The organism is Brenneria alni (assembly GCF_003666245.1).
GTDB classification, from domain to species: Bacteria; Pseudomonadota; Gammaproteobacteria; order Enterobacterales; family Enterobacteriaceae; genus Brenneria; species Brenneria alni.
The window spans coordinates 41,583-63,042 of the sequence record NZ_MJLZ01000026.1 but is presented as its reverse complement, the minus strand read 5'-3'; the positions used below and the strand labels follow the sequence as shown (position 1 = coordinate 63,042).

At 49.0% G+C, this 21,460-nt stretch carries 20 protein-coding genes and 1 rRNA gene; 13 read left to right on the top strand and 8 right to left on the bottom strand.

The window, feature by feature from the left end; translation table 11 throughout:
- The 8 genes from BIY29_RS12590 to kup form a co-directional block, all read right to left on the bottom strand.
- A 16S ribosomal RNA gene (locus BIY29_RS12590) occupies positions 1-142 on the bottom strand; the annotation flags it as partial.
- A gap of 394 nt (positions 143-536) precedes the next feature.
- Positions 537-1,532: a ribose operon transcriptional repressor RbsR gene (gene rbsR / locus BIY29_RS12585; protein ID WP_205680338.1), complete on the bottom strand. Its 996-nt coding sequence runs from the start codon at positions 1,530-1,532 to the stop codon at positions 537-539.
- A gap of 3 nt (positions 1,533-1,535) precedes the next feature.
- Positions 1,536-2,462, bottom strand: coding sequence for a ribokinase (gene rbsK, locus BIY29_RS12580; RefSeq protein ID WP_121575468.1), 927 nt, complete (start codon positions 2,460-2,462; stop codon positions 1,536-1,538).
- Positions 2,463-2,537: 75 nt separating this feature from the next.
- On the bottom strand, positions 2,538-3,425 hold the full coding sequence (gene rbsB / locus BIY29_RS12575) for a ribose ABC transporter substrate-binding protein RbsB (protein ID WP_121575464.1): 888 nt from the start codon (positions 3,423-3,425) through the stop codon (positions 2,538-2,540).
- A gap of 25 nt (positions 3,426-3,450) precedes the next feature.
- Positions 3,451-4,419: a ribose ABC transporter permease gene (rbsC, locus tag BIY29_RS12570; RefSeq protein ID WP_121575463.1), complete on the bottom strand. Its 969-nt coding sequence runs from the start codon at positions 4,417-4,419 to the stop codon at positions 3,451-3,453.
- A 7-nt stretch (positions 4,420-4,426) separates the two neighbouring features.
- Positions 4,427-5,932, bottom strand: coding sequence for a ribose ABC transporter ATP-binding protein RbsA (rbsA, locus tag BIY29_RS12565; RefSeq protein WP_121575462.1), 1,506 nt, complete (start codon positions 5,930-5,932; stop codon positions 4,427-4,429).
- Between the two features lie 7 nt (positions 5,933-5,939).
- Positions 5,940-6,359: a D-ribose pyranase gene (gene rbsD / locus BIY29_RS12560; protein ID WP_121575461.1), complete on the bottom strand. Its 420-nt coding sequence runs from the start codon at positions 6,357-6,359 to the stop codon at positions 5,940-5,942.
- 301 nt (positions 6,360-6,660) lie between these two features.
- The gene (kup, locus tag BIY29_RS12555) at positions 6,661-8,529 is read right to left on the bottom strand and encodes a low affinity potassium transporter Kup (protein ID WP_121575460.1); all 1,869 of its coding nucleotides are present in this window, start codon (positions 8,527-8,529) and stop codon (positions 6,661-6,663) included.
- 258 nt (positions 8,530-8,787) lie between these two features.
- Here kup and ravA point away from each other — a divergent pair, with 258 nt between their 5' ends.
- The 13 genes from ravA (at position 8,788) to atpG (ending at position 21,459) form a co-directional block, all read left to right on the top strand.
- Positions 8,788-10,284 carry an ATPase RavA gene (ravA, locus tag BIY29_RS12550; RefSeq protein WP_121575459.1) on the top strand — a complete coding sequence of 499 codons (1,497 nt, stop codon included), beginning with the start codon at positions 8,788-8,790 and terminating at the stop codon, positions 10,282-10,284.
- A 6-nt stretch (positions 10,285-10,290) separates the two neighbouring features.
- On the top strand, positions 10,291-11,760 hold the full coding sequence (gene viaA / locus BIY29_RS12545; protein WP_121575458.1) for an ATPase RavA stimulator ViaA: 1,470 nt from the start codon (positions 10,291-10,293) through the stop codon (positions 11,758-11,760).
- Between the two features lie 31 nt (positions 11,761-11,791).
- Positions 11,792-12,271, top strand: coding sequence for a transcriptional regulator AsnC (asnC, locus tag BIY29_RS12540; RefSeq protein ID WP_205680337.1), 480 nt, complete (start codon positions 11,792-11,794; stop codon positions 12,269-12,271).
- 89 nt (positions 12,272-12,360) lie between these two features.
- Complete coding sequence (gene mioC, locus BIY29_RS12535; protein WP_121575457.1) at positions 12,361-12,804, top strand: FMN-binding protein MioC; 444 nt, start codon at positions 12,361-12,363, stop codon at positions 12,802-12,804.
- A 388-nt stretch (positions 12,805-13,192) separates the two neighbouring features.
- Positions 13,193-15,082 (top strand): tRNA uridine-5-carboxymethylaminomethyl(34) synthesis enzyme MnmG, encoded by a 1,890-nt coding sequence (gene mnmG, locus BIY29_RS12530; protein WP_121575456.1) that lies wholly within the window; start codon positions 13,193-13,195, stop codon positions 15,080-15,082.
- A 79-nt stretch (positions 15,083-15,161) separates the two neighbouring features.
- The gene (gene rsmG / locus BIY29_RS12525) at positions 15,162-15,782 is read left to right on the top strand and encodes a 16S rRNA (guanine(527)-N(7))-methyltransferase RsmG (RefSeq protein ID WP_121575455.1); all 621 of its coding nucleotides are present in this window, start codon (positions 15,162-15,164) and stop codon (positions 15,780-15,782) included.
- 625 nt (positions 15,783-16,407) lie between these two features.
- The gene (gene atpI, locus BIY29_RS12520; protein ID WP_121575454.1) at positions 16,408-16,791 is read left to right on the top strand and encodes a F0F1 ATP synthase subunit I; all 384 of its coding nucleotides are present in this window, start codon (positions 16,408-16,410) and stop codon (positions 16,789-16,791) included.
- A 22-nt stretch (positions 16,792-16,813) separates the two neighbouring features.
- Positions 16,814-17,617, top strand: a complete 804-nt coding sequence (gene atpB / locus BIY29_RS12515; protein ID WP_121575453.1) for a F0F1 ATP synthase subunit A — start codon at positions 16,814-16,816, stop codon at positions 17,615-17,617.
- A gap of 49 nt (positions 17,618-17,666) precedes the next feature.
- Positions 17,667-17,906: a F0F1 ATP synthase subunit C gene (atpE, locus tag BIY29_RS12510; RefSeq protein WP_005976545.1), complete on the top strand. Its 240-nt coding sequence runs from the start codon at positions 17,667-17,669 to the stop codon at positions 17,904-17,906.
- Between the two features lie 64 nt (positions 17,907-17,970).
- Positions 17,971-18,441, top strand: a complete 471-nt coding sequence (atpF, locus tag BIY29_RS12505; protein WP_121575452.1) for a F0F1 ATP synthase subunit B — start codon at positions 17,971-17,973, stop codon at positions 18,439-18,441.
- 14 nt (positions 18,442-18,455) lie between these two features.
- On the top strand, positions 18,456-18,989 hold the full coding sequence (gene atpH / locus BIY29_RS12500) for a F0F1 ATP synthase subunit delta (RefSeq protein ID WP_121575451.1): 534 nt from the start codon (positions 18,456-18,458) through the stop codon (positions 18,987-18,989).
- Between the two features lie 12 nt (positions 18,990-19,001).
- Entirely contained in the window at positions 19,002-20,543 is a 1,542-nt protein-coding gene (atpA, locus tag BIY29_RS12495; protein ID WP_121575450.1) for a F0F1 ATP synthase subunit alpha, read from the top strand.
- A gap of 52 nt (positions 20,544-20,595) precedes the next feature.
- Positions 20,596-21,459, top strand: coding sequence for a F0F1 ATP synthase subunit gamma (atpG, locus tag BIY29_RS12490; protein WP_121575449.1), 864 nt, complete (start codon positions 20,596-20,598; stop codon positions 21,457-21,459).
- Position 21,460 lies beyond the last annotated feature (1 nt).

Here is a 21,460-nt window from a genome sequence, read left to right as displayed (position 1 = left end):
CCATCAGGCAGTTTCCCAGACTTTACTCACCCGTCCGCCGCTCGTCACCCAGGAAGCAAGCTCCCCTGTGCTACCGCCCGACTTGCATGTGTTAGGCCTGCCGCCAGCGTTCAATCTGAGCCATGATCAAACTCTTCAATTTAAGATTTGTTTGATTCGCTAACTTAATAGCTGTGCTCAAAGAATTATCAACTGTTTATTCGTAATGAATTTACTGTCAGTCACTCTTCAAGACTTTCTTATATCGTTTGCCGATACCGTCTTGTGAGTGCCCACACAGATTGTCTGATTAAATTGTTAAAGAGCAGTGCCACATTACGCTGTGGCGCGGGCCGCATAGTCTATGCATTTCCGCTGTGAAGTCAAGTGATTAATGCCTGACTTCCTGCTGCCATCACAACCGCGCAAGCGCCGTTGCCGGGTCAGTGGTGGCGCATTATAGGGACTTCACGGCAGCTTACAAGGGGTAAATGCAAAAAAGTGGTTGAATGCGCTTTTTTTCGGCGCTAGTTGCCCGAACTCGTTGGCGAAGCGCGTTACCCAACAGACTGACGAACCATTAACTCTGGCGTCAGTACCAGAATATTCGGTTCAGTGTCGGGATGCTCCAGACGGTGAAGTAATGTATCGACGGCTAATTCGCCAAGTTCATCTTTAGGTTGATGAATGGTTGTCAGCGGGGGAGACATATAGCGGGCCAGTTCAATATCATCGTACCCAATCACGGCCATATCCTGAGGTATCGACAGCCCAGCCTGATATAGTGCATGGTAAACGCCAACAGCCATTGCATCATTGCCAGTAAAGACCGCATGAGGCCGCTCATCCAGCGCCAGCAACTGCTGCATCGCCCGATAGCCGGTTTCAAATTCGAAGTCGCCAAATATTTCATAATCAGCCGGAACCGGTAATCCTGCACGTTGCATGGCCTGACGATACCCTTCAAGCCGGTTATAAGCAGTGGTTTTGTCTTTGGGACCTGCAATACAGGCTATTTTCCGGTAACCACGGGAAATGAGGTAATTCGTTGCCATTTCACCGCCCACCAGGGAGTTATCTTTAATAACGTCGATACCCTCCTCAAATGGCGACCAGTCCATCATCACCATCGGCACAGAAGGGTAACGGTTAACCATATCAGGTAAAGGTCGATGGCTCTCGGTACACATCAGCAGTACGCCATCAACGCGCTTTTGCAGCAAGGTTTCCAGACTGCGGCTCATCCGATCGGGGTCGCCTTCGGTATTACACAGAATCAAGCTGTAGCCTCTTTCATAGCAACACCGTTCAACACCTCGTACCACCTCGGCGTAAAACGGGTTATTGCTGGCAGTGAGCAACATACCGATGGTTTGAGTCTGATTTATTTTAAGACTTCTGGCCAGCGCCGACGGCGCGTAATTTAGTTGTTCAACGGCCACCATCACTTTGTCGCGGATGGTATCGCTGACAAAGCGGTTATTATTGATAACGTGAGAAACCGTAGAGGTGGAAACACCCGCTAAACGGGCGACGTCTTTCATGGTTGTCAAAGATCACCCCTGAGCTTGCAAGAAAGCATCTATCTCTTCACGCCACGGTACAGAAGGTTGAGCGCCCGGACGGGTGACGGCAATCGCGGCGGCGGCGTGTGCAAACTTAACCGCTGATAACATCGATTGATTCTCCAGTCTCGCCGTTACCAGAGCACCGTTGAACGTATCCCCTGCGGCAATGGTGTCCACCGCCTGAACCTGATAACCAGGAATACGTCGCCCATGACCTTTTTCACTCAGCCAGACGCCTCGGCTACCTAATGTGATCAAAACGGTAGCAATACCTTTATCGTGCAATACCTGCGCAGCGCGAGCAGCATCTTCTTCTGTCTCTACGGTAATACCCGTCAGGCACTGAGCTTCAGTTTCATTAGGCGTAATCATATCGACCAGCGACAACAATTCATCGGGCAGTTCACAAGCGGGCGCCGGGTTAAGAATAACCTGAGTGTTATTTTCATGCGCCAGTCTGGCTGCCGTAATAACGGTTTCCAGCGGTGACTCCAACTGCATAAGCAGCGCAGAGGCATCAATAATCTGTTGTTGATGACGACTTAGATAGTCAGGCGTAACGGCTGCATTTGCACCAGCATTAATCGCGATCATATTCTCCGCCACGCCGTTTACAAAAATCAAGGCCACGCCGGTCGTTTCATTAGTAACAACTTCAACCGCAGAGACATCAATTCTGTCATCGGATAACTGTTGGCGAATGCGCGCCCCGATATCATCATCGCCGACACAGGCAATAAATGAGATATCCGCACCACTCCTGCCAGCCGCTACCGCCTGATTGGCGCCCTTTCCGCCGAAAGCGACACGATATTGTTTACCAATCACCGTTTCACCCGGACGGGGAAATTGTTCCAGATTGAGAATATGGTCAGCATTAATACTGCCCAGCACCACCAGCTTACCCGTTTTCATTATGCTGAATCCCAACATGTTTATTATGCGCCACCGCTGATGCGGTGGCGCTCGCCCTGCTTTTCTTTATTTTGATTATTTTGTTATCAACTTCAGATCGACCGGAATAATGGCTTGTATTTTCTCACCTTTCAGCACCTTATCCGCCGTTTCTACACCGATAACGCCAATCTGTTCGGGACGCTGCGCGACCGTTGCCGCCAGTTTGCCTGACTCAACAGCTTTCACGCCGTCTTCCGTGCCGTCAAACCCCACTACCAGTACATCGGTTTTACCTGCGGTTTGCAGCGCACGCAGTGCGCCTAGCGCCATTTCGTCATTCTGAGCAAAGACCGCTTGCACATCAGGATGTGCAGTCAATAGGTTCTGCATAACGTTCAGACCTTTGGTTCGATCGAAGTCAGCAGGTTGGCTGGCCAGGATTTTGAATTTGTTCTTTTCAGCAGATTTCATAAAGCCCGCTCCACGCTCACGCGCCGCAGAGGTTCCGGCAATCCCTTCAAGCTGGATGATCCTGGCGCCTTCACCTGCTTTTTGGGCAATGAAATCGCCCGCAACTTTACCGCCAAAGGCATTATCAGAAGCCACGTGGCTGATAACTTCACCACTGCTGGCCACGCGATCGAGGGTAATCACCGGGATTTTCGCCTGATTAGCCAGCTTGATAGCGTTACCTACCGCATCGGAGTCGGTTGGGTTAATCAGCAACACTTTAGTACCGCGAACCGTCAGGTCTTGAACGTTAGCCAACTCTTTAGCCGGGTTATTCTGAGAATCCAACACCACCAGGTTATATCCCAGTTTGTCAGCTTCCTTCTGCGCCCCCTCTTTCATTGACACAAAGAACGGGTTATTCAATGTTGATACCACCAGGGCAATCGTATCTTTGGCTAATGCTGTTCCACTAACTGTCGCACTCAGCGCAACAGCAGAAACCAGAGTCGCCAGTTTTTTCATATTCATAGCTCAATTCCTGTGTGAGTAAAGGTTATTTACTACTTTTGTTATCTACCAAAACCGCCAGCAAAATGACGACTGCTTTGACGATCATCTGGTAGTAAGAAGAAACACCTAACAAATTCAGCCCATTGTTGAGGAACCCAAGTATTAGTGCGCCAATCAGCGTACCGATAATACGTCCTTTGCCGCCGGCCAGGCTGGTGCCCCCCAACACAACGGCGGCGATAGCATCAAGCTCGTAGCCTGTCCCTGCGGTAGGTTGAGCCGACGATAAGCGAGCCACTTCGATAATTCCCGCCAGTGCGGATAACAACCCACACAGGGAATAGACAATGATTTTAATTTTATCAACGCTGATGCCAGACAACCGGGTGGCGGACTCATTCCCGCCCAGCGCATATATGTAACGGCCTAATCGTGTGTGGTGCAGCATGTACCAGGCTGCCGCAAAGACGATGAACATAATCCAGATAGGCGTCGGGATACCTAAGGGACGGCCAATACCGAACCAGCCAAAGGCGTCTGCTGCATCGGAAAAGCCGGTGTTGACGGGGCTACCATTGGTATAAACCATCGTGACGCCACGCAGTAACAACATCATGACCAGTGTGGCGATGAACGCCTGAACCTTTCCTTTGGCAACAATGACCCCGGTGCCAGCGCCGATAATCGCCCCTAATGCCAATGCCCCAAAAACCGCGAACAGCGCATTAACCTCAAGACCGACAATCGAGGCGGCAACCGCGCCTGTCAGCGCCAGTAAAGAGCCAACGGAAAGATCGATACCAGAGGTAAGAATGACCAGCGTCATCCCCACCGCCATTATGGCGTTCACCGACGTTTGCTGGAGAATATTGAACAAATTATTGAGAGTGAAAAAGTTAGGGCTCATGGCGGAAACAATTGCAATGAGGATCAGTAAGGCAATCAGCGATTTCTGCTCCAATAGCCACTCTTTACTGAACCAGCGTTTTGCCGTAATAGATTGGGAACTCATGTCTGACTTACTCCTGCTTTACGCCGTATTGCTTACCAATGGCCGCTGTCATCAGCGCTTCCTGGGTTGCTTGCTCAATCGGGAACTCACCGCTTAAACGACCTTCATGCATCACAATGATACGATCGCTCATTCCCAATACTTCGGGCATTTCGGATGAAACCAAAATAATACTCAGCCCTTCTTGCTTGAACTGGTTGATTAGTTGATAAATCTCTTTCTTCGCCCCAACATCGACACCGCGAGTAGGTTCATCAAGGATCAGCACTTTAGGGCGGGTCATTAACCCACGGGCGATCGCCACTTTTTGCTGGTTGCCCCCGGATAACAACCCGATGGGCTGTTCCATAGACGGGGTTTTGATATTAAACAGACGGATAAAATCGCCGACGGCCAGTTGCTCTTCAGGATGTTTGAGTTGCCCGCCACGGCGGCTGAAGTAACGCAGTGCGGTTAATGACATGTTCTCTTTGACCGACATGCCTAATATCAGCCCATCACGTTTCCGGTCTTCAGAAATATAAACAATGCCGTTTGCCAGGCCGTCCTGTGGACTGCGGGCCACCACTTCACGACCATCCAGCGCCACATAGCCACTCGTTCGCGGCAGTGCGCCGTAAAGGATCTTCATTAATTCGGTACGACCGGCCCCCATTAACCCCGCCACGCCAAGAATTTCCCCTTTGCGGACGGTAAAACTGACGTCATCAACGCCCGGCCCGGAAAGATTTTTCACCAGCAGGCGAACGCTTCCCGGCGCTTGATTCAGCCGTGGATATTGTTCTTCAAGTTTGCGCCCCACCATCATTTCAATGAGCTTGTCTTCCTGCAACACGCCAACCGGACATTCACCGATAAACTGACCGTCACGGAGCACAGTGACGTCGTCGCATATTTCAAAGATTTCTTTCAGCCGGTGAGAAATGTAAACAATGCCGCGCCCCTGGGCCCGCAGCTCTTTAATCACGCTGAATAATGATGCGGTTTCGGTATCGGTCAGGGCATCAGTAGGCTCATCCATGATGATGACTTTCGATTCAAAGCTCAGTACTTTGGCAATCTCCACCATCTGCTGATCGCCAATCGACAGTTCACCCACCGTACGTCGGCTTTCATAACGCAAGTTCAGACGTTTCAACAGCTTGTCCGATTCCTCATACATCTTTTTCCAGTCAATGCGACCAAAACGATGGGTAAATTCACGACCGAGGAAAATATTTTCCGCAATCGTCAGTTGGGGGATCAGATTAAGCTCTTGATGAATAATGCCAATCCCCGCTTCCTGTGAGGCTTTAGGGCCGTTGAAGTCCACTTCATGTCCCAGGAAATGCATGCTGCCGGCGTCTTTATTGTAAATACCGGTCAACACTTTCATCATGGTGGATTTACCTGCGCCATTCTCGCCCACCAGCGCCATGACTTTGCCCGGATAAACATTTAATGCCGCACCGGAAAGCGCCTTAACGCCGGGAAAAGCCTTATTAATACCTTGCAGTTGCAGTAAAGGTTGCATTGATGCCTCAGAACGTTACACCCGCACAAAGGATGACATTGGCATACGGGGAACACTCTCCGCTGCGAATGATGGCCCGGCTTTTTCCGCTTTGGATCTTAAAATCTTCGTGGCTGACATAATGCAATTCAATTGAGTTTCCCTGTTGTAGCTCAAGTTGTTTTAATTGATCGAGTAACGCGCCATGGAGTATTGGATTTTTTTCCACCATCTCTTGCGCCAGAATGGCGGCTTCTACCTGCATCTCACTGGTTACCACATCCACTACCTGCAAAAAAGCAGGTACATTGTGCGTCAATGCCAGATCGACTCGGGTTGTGGTGTCAGCAATAGGCAAGCCCGCATCACAAATTACTATCTGGTCGGTATGCCCCAACCGGGAAATAACGCAAGAAATCTCAGAATTCAGTAATACCGCTTTTTTCATCTCTTTACTCCGCCAGCGAAACGTTTCGCTGATAATCATTTTAGAAAAAGACAACGTGAAAGAGCAAAGAGGACGCGATGAAAATGTGATCGTTATCGAAACGTTTCGTTAGCCGGTGGTAAAACCTGCCAGCGTATGGCGAGATAAATTCCATAACGAATAGAAACTGGGGATCTTCTGTTATAGAGAGAATAACGACAGATTAAGTCTGGTATGCAAGTAATACTTGCATACCAGCAAGCTGGTGGATTGAAAGTTTCAGTGAGTTGATAAAGGCCTGGAAAATCTGGCCCTAAACGAATTAAATTTCCACCTGAATGCCAAGTTCAATCAGCCTGTTGGGTGGAATTTCAAACTGATCGGCCGCCCGCAGAGCATTACGACTAAGCATCATAAACAGCTTGCCGCGTAGTCGCAGATACCAGGGGCGTTTGCCCATCGTCAGCGATTCGTTGGACATAAAAAATGAGGTTTCCATCATTTGACAGGCCAACCCATCCTGCCAGCAGCGGTGAAATACTTCTTCTACGTTAGGAGTTTCACGCCAGCCATAGTTGGCAATGACCCGCCAGAACGTTGGCGAGAGTTGCTCAACTGTCACCCGGCGGGCATTGAGCACGTAAGGCGCATCTTCATTTCGCATGGTTAACAGCACCACCCGTTCATGCAATATCTTGTTATGTTTTAGGTTATGCAACAGGGCAAAGGGGATAACGTGCGTCACACGTGACAGGTAAACCGCCGTGCCAGGCACTCTCAGCGGAGGCGATTTTTCCAGCGAAACAATCATGGCATCCAGTGAATTACCATGTTCATTCAGCCGACGTAATAATCTGAAACGTTCGCTTTTCCAGGTGGTCATGATGATAAACATCACCATCCCCAACGCCAGCGGTAACCAGCCACCGGAAAAAATTTTAACCATATTGGCTAAAAACATCGGCACATCAATAAGCAGCAGTCCCGTAAGCAATACCCACACCAGATAACGGGGCCAATGCCAGTTTTTCATTGCCACGGTGCAGAACAGAATACTGGTTAACACCATCGTTCCCGTTACGGCAATACCATACGCAGCCGCTAGATTACTCGAATGTTCAAAGCTGACGATCACGATCACCACTGCGATATATAACAGCCAGTTAATTACCGGGATATAAATCTGGCCCGACTCCATATCCGAGGTGTGCACAATGCGCATGGGGGGAAGATAGCCAAGACGAACAGCCTGACGAGTGAGTGAAAACACACCGGAAATTACCGCCTGTGAAGCAATAATCGTCGCCAGTGTGGCCAGTACCATTAACGGTATCAGCGCCCAACCGGGCGCCAGCAGAAAGAAAGGATTTTTAATCGCCTCGGGATTTTTAAGCAATAGGGCGCCCTGACCAAAATAGTTCAGCACCAGCGACGGGAGCACCACGATAAACCAGGCAAGACGAATAGGAAACTTGCCGAAATGCCCCATATCCGCATACAGCGCCTCTACGCCGGTAATGGCCAGTACAACCGCACCCAGCGCAAAAAACGACACCATTTTATATTCGGCAAAAAAGTGGATGGCCCATATGGGATTCAGTGCCTGCAGCACCTGTGGGTAAGCCATAATGCTACGGGCCCCCAATATCGCCAGTGTAACAAACCAAGCCAGCATAACCGGTGCAAACAATTTCCCCACGCTGCCGGTGCCACGTTTTTGGATCATAAACAGTAACGTCAGAACAATAATGGACAGGGGGACAACATAGTTATCCATGGACGGCGCGGCGATTTCCATCCCTTCCATCGCCGACATCACCGATATGGCTGGTGTGATCACCACTTCACCATAAAAGAAACTGCCGCCAATCAATCCCATAATGACTAACGCCGAAGTCATCCGGTCAGAGGTATTTCGCCCGGCCAGCGACATAAGCGTGAGTATCCCGCCTTCTCCGGCATTATCGGCTCGCATGACATAGGTAAGGTACTTAAGCGACACAACAAGAACCAATAACCAAAAGATCAAAGAAAGAAAACCAAATACCGAGTCGGGTTCAACACCAAAACCAAACTGCCCGGATAAACACTCTCTTAGGGTATAAAGCGGGCTGGTTCCTATATCCCCATAAACCACCCCTATCGCTGCCAGCGTGGTGGCCGAAAGCGAACGTTTATGCTCTGAAATCATAAACTTATCTTCTTTTATCAATCTATTAGCGAATCGCGGTTTTCCGCTACTGCTCGCCCAAAGAAGCACAGTATGACAATTAAGGGTAAAAAACTATTTTTATATCGGGTAAGAAACATCCTGTAAAAAGTCGTTTATTGATTAACCAGCCCGGAAGTGCCAATAATCCGTTCTTCCGCACTAATAAAAATCTGTGATCTGCCGTTTATTATTACTATTGTTTTTTGCAAACGAAACCACGGGAATGATTGATTAATTATGCTCCAATCCGCCGCTTTGGCTGACAGAATTTCGCGCCTCAGTAACGCGCTTGAGCATGGCCTTTATGAACGACAACATGCCATCCGATTGTGTTTATTGGCCGCATTAAGTGGAGAAAGCGTTTTTCTGCTGGGCCCGCCGGGTATTGCAAAAAGCATGATCGCCAGGCGTCTTAAATTCGCCTTTCGCCATGCGAATGCGTTTGAATACCTGATGACTCGCTTTTCCACCCCCGAAGAAGTATTCGGTCCGTTGTCTATTCAGGCATTAAAGGATGAAGGCCGTTATCAGCGATTAACCGAGGGTTACCTGCCGGAAGCGGAGATTGTCTTTCTGGATGAAATCTGGAAAGCGGGCCCCGCCATTTTAAATACCTTACTGACAGCCATTAATGAACGTCGTTTTCGCAACGGCAACAGCGAAGACCCCATACCAATGCGCCTTCTGGTCACTGCATCCAATGAATTACCCGAAGCAGACAGCAGTCTGGAAGCCCTTTATGACCGAATGCTCATTCGTTTGTGGCTCGATCGGGTTCAGGAAAAACAGAATTTCCGCGCCTTACTGATAAATAACGGCGGCGATCGCGACAACCCTGTCAGCCCTTCCATCAGCGTCAGTGATGAAGAATACCAACAATGGCAAGGCGAGATTGATCGGGTTTCACTACCGGAAAATTGTTTTGAATTGATTTTTCAACTACGCCAGCGGTTGGATACCCAGGAACAGGCGCCTTATGTTTCCGACAGACGCTGGAAAAAAGCCCTACGTTTACTTCAGGCCTGTGCTTTTTTCAGCGGGCGGGAAACCATCACCCCGGTAGATATCATTTTGCTGAAAGACTGCCTCTGGCACGACGCAGACACACTAATACTGATAGAGCAGCAGCTTGAACAACTGATAACAGAGCAAGCCTATCAGCAACAGAACCTGCTGTTTCGCCTACAACATCTGAACGTAAAACGTCAGCAATATCAAATACAACAAAGCGAGCTACAGGCATTTTGCGTGGAAAAGCACGGGACATTTTTAGGCCGTAAATTCCATTACTCCTTACCGGAATCGCTAACTGCGGATTCACTTAACCTGGTACTGCAACGTTCGCTAATCCTCAACGATATTGAAGTCACTCACCTGACTATTGATAAAAATGCGCTACAAAGCTGGTTACGAAAAGGTGGCGAAATACGTGGAAAACTGAATAGTATCGGCTTTACCCAGCGTCTGGATCTGGTGGTGGATGATCGGCATCGCCTGACTATCCGTGATATCAGCCTGCAATCTTCGATTCTTTCTCTGCCTGAAAAACGTGACTGCACGCTACCGGCCGAACTCACTGATGAATATGACAATCTGAGTATTCAACTGCGTGAACAACGACGGTTATTCAGTCAGCACCAGCCTTGCCTGTTCGTTCCCGGAGCATGGCTGGCGAAAATTGAAGCCAGTCTGCAACACGTTGCAGAACAGATTCAGCTATCAGAGCAGGATTAAACGCCTATGATCACGCTGGAGTCACTGGAAGTGCTGTTGTCGATAGACGAAAACGAACTACTGGACGATCTGGTGGTAACACTTTTGGCTACGCCGCAGTTGGCTATTTTTTTTGAAAAATACCCCAACCTCAAATCAGCGCTGCTTAATGATCTTCCCGACTGGAAAGAAACCTTAAAACAGCGCTTACGCAATACTCAGGCACCGCCAGAACTGGAAACGGAATTCAACTGTTATCAACGCTCTCAGGTGGTGGACAATCAGGCGTTTCATACTCGCCTGCCACGAATAATGGAGATGCTAAACACCGTTGAATCGCCATTCCTGACGCAAGCCTACCAGCTTATACATCAACCTGAGCGCACTTTAGGGCAAAAAATCAGCAGTGGATTACACTCACTGTTTCTACAACGCTGGCGGTTAAGTCTGACGCTGCAAACGGTTTCCCTGCACCATCAGATAATGGAACAGGAAAGGGAGATCCTGCTGGATGAATTACAGCAGCGCCTTAAACTGAGCGGCAAGCTGGAACCCATTCTGGCTGAAAATGACAATGCTGCGGGGCGATTGTGGGATCTCAGTGCCGGGAAATGCATTCAAACTGACCACCAAATCCTGCTGGATTTTGGCGCTTTCCTGCAACGCCAGCCAGCATTGCAACGATTGGCCGAGCGTTTAGGACGCAGTCGAGAGACAAGATCCATCCCCAGCCAGGATGCGCCAAAAGAAGCATTCAGCGTAATGGTTCATGAACCCGCAACCGTTCCTGAACAGGTCAGTGGTATACACCAGAGTGACGATATACTGCGCTTATTGCCAGCAGAACTGGCGGCGATGAGCATAACTGAGCTGGAATACGAATTCTATCGCCGGCTATTGGAACGCCGTCTGCTGACCTACCGTTTACAAGGGGAAAACTGGCGCGAAAAAACTACCGAGCGGCCGGTTATCCACCAACAGAATGAGCAACTGCCGCGCGGGCCGTTCATTGTCTGCGTTGATACATCAGGATCAATGGGCGGGTTTAACGAGCGCTGCGCCAAGGCTTTCTGTCTGGCGCTATTGCGTATTGCCCTGGCGGATAATCGCCGTTGTTACATCATGCTTTTTTCAACCGGCATTGTTAGATATGAACTAACCACGGCTGACGGGCTAGAACAGGCCGTGCGCTTTCTCAGCCAGGCATTTCGCGGCGGAACCGATCTGAGCGCTTGCTTATCCGCGCTGCTGGATAAAATGGATGACAGGCTATGGCATGATGCCGATGCTGTCGTCATTTCAGATTTTATCGCCCAACGCCTGCCCGATGAGTTGATCAACAAAGTCAAACAGCGCCAGAAGCAGCTACAGCAGCGTTTTCATGCCGTAGCGATGTCCGATCACGGCAAACCCGGTATTATGCGCATTTTCGACCATATCTGGCGCTTTGATACCGGATTAAAAAGCCGCTTAATGCGGCGCTGGCAACATGGATAATCTTAGCCCATCATCTTATTAACGACGGTAAATGAAAAAGGGAGAAAACGTGGCGGAAACCTATCAGATCGATAATCTCGATCGCGGCATCCTTTCAGCGTTAATGGAAAATGCCCGCACCCCCTATGCCGAACTGGCAAAACAATTTTCCGTCAGCCCGGGAACCATTCATGTGCGGGTAGAAAAAATGAAACAGGCGGGGATCATCATCGGCACGCGTCTGGATGTAAGTCCGAAACAACTGGGGTATGACGTCTGTTGCTTTATCGGCATCATTTTGAAAAGCGCTAAAGACTATCCCTCTGCACTGGAAAAACTAAATAGCCTGGAAGAAGTAGTGGAAGCCTATTACACGACCGGGCATTACAGCATTTTCATTAAGGTCATGTGCCGCTCAATCGACGCCCTGCAACATGTACTTATCAACAAGATCCAAACAATTGATGAAATTCAGTCCACAGAAACACTGATCTCGCTGCAAAACCCCATCATGCGGACGATCGCACCTTAGTCTTTTTTCCTATACCCCTATTATCCACAGGTAGATCCCAGGCTGATCACAGCGTACAATGGCCTGTCTTTTATCTGGTGGAATGGTGTATGGCAGACATTACGCTAATCAGCGGCAGTACCTTGGGCAGCGCAGAATACGTAGCGGAACATTTAGCCGAACTGCTGGAAAAGGAAAACTTCTCCACAGAGATGCTGCACGGCCCTGAGTTGGATGAACTGCCGGGTAGCGGTTTATGGCTGGTGATCACATCAACTCATGGCGCCGGTGAACTTCCAGGCAACCTGCAACCTTTGTTTGAACAGCTTAAAGAGCGCAAACCCGATCTTTCTCAAGTGCGTTTCGGCGCGGTAGGCATTGGCAGTAAAGAATACGATACCTTTTGTGGTGCGATCATTACAGTGGATCAGGTGTTAAGCCAATGCGGTGCAAAAAGGATCGGCGACATTCTGCAGATCGACATCACCCAGCACGAAATTCCGGAAGATCCGGCGGAGGAATGGCTAGGATCTTGGATATATTTACTCAAATAAGGTGAAATAATCAGCTGTTGAATGTGTATAAGTAGGCTTAATTCAGGTGTAAAAGCAGTAGTTATCCCAATAACAACCACTGATTGTTTTTCCGCCTGTGTATAACTAGCCATTAAGATCCCAGCTTATACGATGCAGGATCACTGATCATTCACAGCTAATGATCGTCATTAACCCTTTGATCCTTAATACGAATAATCACTTATCCACACAAATGAACGATCCTAATAAGAGATCTAATAAAGAGATCTTTAAATAAAAAGATCTTTCTTTAATTAGCCACGATCCAACGCGCTTGGTCGTTTGCCTAAAGTTGAGTAGAATCCCCCACCCCAGGGCAAATAACGATCGTTCGCAATTCATTCGCAACAATGCGAGGAGCAGTACCATGTTTTATCCAGATCCTTTTGACGTCATCGTGATCGGTGGAGGTCATGCCGGTACAGAAGCGGCAATGGCTTCAGCCCGTATGGGACGACAAACCCTTTTGCTGACGCACAATATTGATACGCTGGGACAAATGTCTTGTAACCCGGCGATTGGTGGTATTGGAAAAGGCCATCTGGTTAAAGAGATCGATGCTATGGGTGGGTTAATGGCCCGTGCGGTCGATCAGGCAGGCATTCAGTTTAGGATACTAAACATCAGTAAAGGCCCTGCGGTACGTGCTACACGAGCACAGGCGGATCGTGTGCTTTATCGTCAGGCTATTCGTATCGCACTGGAAAACCAGCCTAACCTGATGATCTTTCAACAGGCTGTTGACGATCTTATCGTTGAAAACGATCGTGTCGTGGGTGCGGTTACCCAAATGGGGTTGACATTCCGTGCGAAAGCTGTGGTGTTGACCGTCGGGACTTTTCTCGATGGAAAAATTCATATTGGTCTGGATAATTACAGCGGCGGACGTGCTGGCGATCCGCCTTCCATTCCTCTGGCGCGGCGACTGCGTGAATTGCCGTTGCGCGTTAATCGTCTTAAAACCGGTACTCCACCGCGCATCGACGCCAGAACCATTGATTTCAGCCTATTGACTCAGCAGCATGGCGACACTCCCATGCCGGTATTTTCATTCCTGGGACAGGCAAGCCAGCATCCGGCCCAAATGCCGTGCTATATCACTCATACCAATGAAAAAACACATGAAGTGATCCGCAATAATCTGGATCGCAGCCCGATGTATGCCGGGATCATTGAAGGGATCGGCCCTCGCTATTGTCCTTCGATCGAAGATAAGGTAATGCGTTTTGCCGATCGGAATTCGCACCAGATCTTCCTGGAGCCTGAAGGGCTAACCAGTAACGAAATTTACCCCAACGGTATTTCAACCAGTCTGCCGTTTGACGTGCAGTGGCAAATTGTGCGCTCTATGACCGGGATGGAAAATGCTCGTATTGTCCGTCCTGGCTATGCCATTGAGTATGATTTCTTTGATCCACGGGATCTGAAAATCACGCTGGAGAACAAGTTTATCCACGGACTGTTTTTTGCCGGTCAGATTAACGGCACCACTGGCTATGAAGAAGCCGCTGCTCAGGGAATGCTGGCTGGTTTGAATGCGGCGCGTCTGGCATTTGAACAGGAAGGTTGGGCGCCACGCCGCGATCAGGCTTATCTGGGCGTGCTGGTGGATGACCTCTGTACGCTGGGAACCAAAGAACCCTACCGCATGTTTACTTCCCGTGCCGAATACCGCCTGATGCTACGGGAAGATAATGCCGACCTGCGCCTGACTGAAATTGGCCGTGAGCTGGGCATGGTGGATGATCATCGCTGGGCTTGCTTTAATGAGAAGCTGGAAAGCATCGAGAAAGAACGTCAGCGTTTACGTGATATCCGGGTTCATCCGCAGTCGGATCAGCTGGAGCAGGTCAATGCCTTGCTGAAAACACCGCTCTCCCGTGAAGCAAACGGCGAGGAGCTGCTGCGTCGCCCCGAGGTGGATTATGTCAAGCTCACCGCTCTGCCGTTATTTGCGCCAGCGCTAACCAACGAACAGGCTGCAGAACAGGTTGAAATTCAGGTCAAATACGAAGGTTACATCGCCCGTCAACAGGATGAAATTGAGAAGCAACTGCGTAACGAGAATACGCTGTTGCCCGCTGATCTTGATTATCGTCATGTCAACGGTCTGTCCAATGAAGTGATTGCCAAACTTAACGATCACAAACCCGGTTCGATCGGCCAGGCCTCACGTATTTCCGGCATTACCCCAGCGGCGATTTCAATTCTTCTGGTATGGCTGAAAAAGCAAGGCCTGCTGCGCCGCAGCGCCTGAGCCAAAGTGGGAGTGGCTGCTATAGGGATATTTAAGGCCGACTATTTTTTGATTTAATCAATAATTCCAGGATCTTATTGTGCACAATGCTCTCGATAATCTGCTGAAAACTGCCGGTATTGTGATTTCAGATGGGCAAAAAAACTTATTAATACAGTATGTTGAAATGCTGAATAAGTGGAATAAAGCCTATAATCTGACATCCGTTCGCCAACCTGAGCAGATGCTGATCAGACATGTTATGGACAGTATCGTGGTCGAATCTCATTTGCAGGGACAACGCTTCATTGATGTGGGAACCGGGCCGGGATTACCGGGGATCCCGCTGGCGATAGTGCGTCCTGCATCGCATTTCACACTGCTTGACAGCCTGGGAAAACGCGTTCGCTTTCTGCGTCAGGTTCAGCATGAATTACAGCTTGAAAATGTCACTCCTGTCCAAAGTCGGGTGGAAGATTTTGATGCTGAACCACCTTTTGACGGTGTAATCAGTCGCGCTTTTGCTTCGCTACAGGATATGGTTACTTGGTGTCATCATCTTCCTGCCAGACCTGATGGTCGTTTCTATGCCCTGAAGGGGGGCGTGCCCGAAGAAGAATTTGTTGCGTTGCCACAAGGTGTCGGGTTGGAGCAGGTTATTCGTTTGTCGGTGCCGAAATTGGAAGCCGAGCGCCATTTGATTGTGCTTAAACCAAATTAATTTTGAGTTTTATCAAAAAAATTATAACTAATTATCTTGCTAACGGTTCTTCACATTCCAGGCGTACCGTTTGTCGTTTAGCGATTAATGATCACTAAAATTTCACATATGGCGTGTTTTTCTTGTGGTTGATTTGCTTTCATGATTAATAGTCACTGACGAAAATAAATGCGTACCGCCAAAATTCGGCGCTTTTTTGTGTTAATTGAGTGAAAAAATACTATCAATAATGTCAATAGATGGTTTAAAAGGTGTATATCAGGTGTTTTTGCTATGTTCCTTTTTAACTAATTGAATTTAAATAATATAAATAGCTTTCTTTGCTAAAGACACAAAATAACCTTATCCGTTATAAGATGTTAAGAAATCGTTTATGTGAGACATCTCACACATTGGATACCTTTAGAAATTAATTACATCGCTTCGGTGCAATTATGCTTGTTAGCAAAAATGAAGGTCCTGAATGAAATTTAAATAATTGTTCACCTTTTCTCTACTTATCGATTGAATTCGCAGGCATGAGCCGTATAATTTGCTCGTTTTTTGCTGCTTGACTCAACGGTATAAAGACAGTTTTATACGTCATTCAGCATACCTCTGGGAAGGTACGGAGAGCGCAAGCGTTATGTCGGTATCCCTTTACAGCGGAAAAACGGCTTTGCGGTTATTGTTGTTGCAGTTAGCCACTTTTACCCTGTTGAGCGTGGTTTTCACTGCTCACAGCGTTGACGCCGGGGTTTCCGCGTTAGGTGGAGGGTTGGCAGCCTGGTTGCCGAATGTCTTGTTTGTGCTGTTTGCCTTGCGTCACCAGTCGCACAAACCTGCGGGTGGGCGTGTTGCCTGGTCATTTGCTATCGGTGAGGCACTTAAGGTATTGATCACCATTGGACTGTTGGTGGTGGCGTTAGGGATGTTCAATGCGGCTTTTTTTCCGCTTGGTCTGACTTATTTATCGGTGCTGGTTACGCAGATAGTGGCACCGGCTGTAATTAATCGTTACCGTAATTAACAACAAAAGGGTAAGAGACATCATGTCTGCATCAGGAGAAATCTCTACTCCTCAAGAGTACATCGGTCATCACCTGACACACTTACAGGTGGGTACGGGGTTCTGGTCGATCAACATCGATTCGATGTTTTTCTCTGTCGCTCTTGGGATCCTCTTTCTGCTCATCTTCCGTCGAGTTGCCAAAAATGCGACCAGCGGCGTACCGGGTAAATTGCAAACGGCTGTCGAACTGATAGTCGGCTTTGTTGATACTAACGTACGCGATATGTTTCATGGCAAAAGCAAGCTGATCGCTCCCCTGGCTCTGACCATTTTCGTCTGGGTGTTTCTGATGAACCTGATGGATCTGCTGCCAATCGATTTTCTGCCGCAAGTCTGGGCGGGCATCTATAGTATTTTGGGTTACGATCCGACACATGCTTACCTACGCGTGGTGCCATCTGCCGATGTGAATATTACGTTGTCCATGGCGTTAGGCGTTTTTGCTCTTGTCCTGTTCTACAGCATTAAAATGAAAGGTGTGGGTGGTTTTGTTAAAGAACTGACCATGCAGCCGTTTAACCATCCAGTATTTATTCCTATCAACCTGATTCTTGAAGGTGTCAGCCTGCTGTCTAAACCGATCTCTCTTGGTTTGCGACTGTTTGGCAACATGTATGCGGGTGAGTTGATCTTCATCCTGATTGCCGGCTTGCTGCCGTGGTGGTCACAATGGTTGTTAAATGTGCCCTGGGCCATTTTTCATATTTTGATCATTACGCTTCAGGCTTTTATTTTCATGGTTCTGACGGTTGTTTATCTCTCGATGGCATCTGAAGAGCATTGATTTTCTTTCAACACAATAACGTTTTAACTGAAACAAACTGGAGACTGTCATGGAAAACCTGAGTGTGGATCTGCTGTACATGGCTGCCGCGTTAATGATGGGTTTGGCGGCAATCGGTGCTGCGATCGGTATCGGCATTCTGGGTGGTAAATTCTTGGAAGGCGCTGCTCGTCAGCCTGACCTGATTCCTCTGCTGCGTACACAGTTCTTTATCGTAATGGGTCTGGTTGACGCCATCCCGATGATTGCTGTTGGTCTGGGGCTGTATGTGATGTTTGCGGTGGCCTAAGCGGAAATGTTTTCTGCTGGGGTTGAAACATCAACTTATTTAACTTTGAAAGAGGTATTGTGCTGTGAATATTAATGCAACAATCCTCGGCCAGGCCATTGCGTTCGTCCTGTTTGTCTGGTTCTGTATGAAGTATGTATGGCCGCCGATTATGGCTGCCATTGAGAAGCGTCAGAAAGAAATTGCTGACGGTCTGGCTTCTGCTGAACGTGCCAAAAAAGATTTGAACTTGGCGCAGGCCAATGCGACGGATCAACTGAAGAAAGCTAAAGCGGATGCACAGGTCATTATTGAGCAGGCGAACAAACGTCGTACTCAAATCCTGGACGAAGCTAAAGTGGAAGCGGAAGCTGAACGTAACAAAATTGTGGCGCAGGCGCAGGCTGAAATTGACGCTGAACGTAAACGCGCTCGTGAAGAGTTGCGTAAGCAAGTCGCTATGTTGGCTATTGCCGGTGCCGAGAAAATTATTGAACGTTCCGTGGATGAAGCTGCTAACAGCGACATCGTTGATAAACTGGTCGCTGAACTGTAAGGAGGGAGGGGCTGATGTCTGAATTTGTCACGGTAGCTCGCCCCTACGCCAAAGCAGCTTTTGACTTTGCGGTTGAGAATCAGGCCGTTGAACGCTGGCAGAACATGTTGGCATTTACGGCTGAAGTAACGCGTAACGAACAGATTGCCGAGCTGCTTTCTGGTGCTATTGCACCGATTGAACTGGCGAAAACGTTTATTGCCGTTTGTGGTGATCAACTTGATGAAGCCGGTCAGAACCTGATTAAGGTCATGGCTGAAAACGGACGTTTACTGGTGCTTCCTGAAGTACTGGAACAATTTATTCAACTACGGGCAGCGCAGGAATCGACAGTTGATGTCGATGTTGTTTCTGCCAGTACGTTGAGTGAGCAGCAGTTATCGAAGATAGCTGCTGCAATGGAACAACGTCTGTCACGCAAAGTGAAGCTGAATTGCAAAATTGATAAGTCTGTCATGGCTGGCGTGGTAATACGCGCGGGCGATATGGTGATAGATGGCAGCATTCGCGGTCGTCTGGAACGTCTGGCAGACGTCTTGCAGTCTTAAGGGGACTGGAGCATGCAACTGAATTCCACCGAAATCAGCGAACTGATCAAGCAGCGCATTGCTCAGTTCAATGTGGTGAGCGAAGCTCACAATGAAGGTACTATTGTTTCCGTCAGCGACGGGATCATCCGTGTTCATGGTCTTGCCGATGTTATGCAGGGGGAGATGATTTCCCTGCCAGGCAACCGTTACGCGATTGCATTGAACCTGGAGCGTGACTCCGTTGGTGCGGTAGTGATGGGGCCGTATACGGATCTGGCCGAGGGCATGAAAGTAAAATGCACCGGTCGTATTCTTGAAGTACCCGTTGGCCGCGGCCTGCTGGGTCGTGTTGTTAACACGCTGGGCGCCCCGATTGACGGTAAAGGCCCGCTGGATCACGATGGTTTTTCCGCTGTTGAAGCGATTGCGCCAGGCGTTATCGAGCGTCAATCCGTCGATGAACCGGTTCAGACCGGTTATAAATCTGTCGATGCCATGATCCCCATCGGTCGTGGTCAGCGTGAACTGATCATCGGCGACCGTCAGACCGGTAAAACGGCACTGGCCATCGATGCCATCATCAACCAGCGTAATTCCGGCATTAAGTGCGTTTATGTCGCAATCGGTCAGAAAGCGTCCACCATTTCCAACGTGGTGCGGAAACTGGAAGAGCATGGCGCGCTGGAAAACACCATTGTGGTGGTGGCTACCGCGTCTGAATCTGCCGCACTACAATATCTGGCGCCCTATGCCGGATGTGCCATGGGGGAATATTTCCGTGACCGTGGTGAAGATGCGCTGATTATTTATGATGATCTGTCTAAACAGGCCGTTGCTTATCGTCAGATTTCTCTGTTGCTTCGTCGTCCACCAGGTCGTGAAGCCTATCCGGGTGACGTTTTCTATCTCCATTCCCGTCTGCTGGAACGTGCTGCGCGTGTAAACGTTGACTACGTTGAAGCATTCACCAAGGGTGAAGTAAAAGGAAAAACCGGTTCACTGACTGCGCTGCCGATTATCGAAACTCAGGCGGGGGACGTTTCTGCGTTCGTTCCGACCAACGTAATCTCTATTACCGATGGTCAGATCTTCCTGGAATCCAACCTGTTCAATGCCGGTATCCGTCCTGCGGTTAACCCAGGGATTTCCGTATCCCGCGTAGGGGGTGCCGCACAGACCAAGATCATGAAAAAACTGTCCGGTGGCATTCGTACCGCGCTGGCGCAGTATCGTGAACTGGCGGCGTTCTCCCAGTTTGCATCCGATCTGGATGATGCAACACGCAAGCAGTTAAACCACGGTCAGAAAGTGACCGAGTTGCTCAAGCAGAAACAGTATGCGCCGATGTCGGTTGCGCAGCAGTCTCTGGTTCTGTTTGCTGCGGAACGCGGTTACCTGGAAGACGTTGAACTAGCGAAAGTCGGTGGCTTTGAAGCGGCATTGCTGGCGTATGCTGACCGCGAGTATGGCGAACTTTTGCAACAAATCGACCAGTCTGGCGCTTATAACGATGAGATCGAGGGTAAGTTAAAAGGCATCCTCGAAACCTTTAAGGCAACCCAGTCCTGGTAACGTCCTGTGGCCTGCTGTTAAGCGGGCCGCAAGGCTTTGAGGAGAAGCAAAGATGGCCGGCGCAAAAGAGATACGTAGTAAGATTGCAAGCGTCCAGAACACGCAGAAGATCACCAAAGCGATGGAAATGGTCGCCGCCTCCAAAATGCGTAAATCGCAGGATCGTATGGCGGCCAGCCGTCCTTATGCAAAAACCATACGCAAAGTGATTGGTCACCTTGCATTGGGAAATCTGGAATATAAGCACCCATACCTGGAAGAGCGGGACGTTAAACGCGTCGGGTATTTGGTGGTGTCTACCGACCGTGGTCTGTGCGGTGGTTTGAACATCAACCTGTTCAAAAAACTGCTGGCTGATATGAAATCCTGGAACGAGAAAGGCGTTGAAACCGATTTGGCGCTGATTGGCTCTAAAGCGGTCTCTTTTTTCAGTTCGGTGGGTGGAAATATTGTCGCTCAGGTCACTGGCATGGGTGATAATCCTTCCGTGTCGGAATTGATCGGGCCGGTGAAAGTTATGCTGCAAGCCTATGACGAAGGTCGCCTGGACAAGCTGTATATTGTGTGCAACAGGTTCATCAATACCATGTCTCAGGAACCGCTTGTTGCTCAACTGTTACCGTTACCGCCTGCGGATGACGGCGAGTTGAAGAAAAAGTCCTGGGATTACCTGTATGAACCCGATCCCAAGTCGCTGCTGGATACCCTGTTGCGACGTTATGTGGAGTCTCAGGTTTATCAGGGGGTAGTAGAGAATCTGGCCAGTGAACAGGCCGCACGAATGGTGGCGATGAAAGCCGCGACCGATAACGGCGGCAGTCTGATTAAAGAGTTGCAGTTGGTATACAACAAGGCTCGTCAGGCCAGCATCACTCAGGAACTCACCGAAATCGTCGGGGGAGCCTCCGCGATTTAAA